This is a genomic window from Falsihalocynthiibacter sp. S25ZX9, from assembly GCF_041205405.1.
GTDB lineage: Bacteria > Pseudomonadota > Alphaproteobacteria > Rhodobacterales > Rhodobacteraceae > Falsihalocynthiibacter > Falsihalocynthiibacter arcticus.
In genome coordinates this window covers 1-273 of sequence record NZ_JBGFCD010000384.1, presented here as the reverse complement: position 1 = coordinate 273, position 273 = coordinate 1, and the positions used below count along the sequence as shown (strand labels likewise).

The window sequence follows — 273 nt, the reverse complement described above, 5'->3', positions numbered from 1 at the left end:
GATCACTGTTTTGCGGCCAAACGCATCAGAAAGCGCGCCTGCGAAAAACGTCCCGCTGCCCATGCCCAGTACAAAAACAAGGACAACCAGCATGATCCGATTTGGCGCATCGTGGGTCAATTCGAGCCCCATCATCGGCAAACCGGGCAGCATGGCGTCAATCGAAAACGCGATCATGGCAAAGAGCATGGCCACAAGGGACACAAATTCGGGGAGGGCAAGGCGTTTGGAAGCCATGGTGTGTGCTTTCTGAAGGGGTAATCAGCAGGGAGC

Annotated in this window: 1 pseudogene; it reads right to left on the bottom strand. The window is 55.3% G+C overall.

The window, feature by feature from the left end:
* A pseudogene (locus AB9F29_RS22685) lies at positions 1-237 on the bottom strand (multidrug MFS transporter); the annotation flags it as partial.
* Positions 238-273 lie beyond the last annotated feature (36 nt).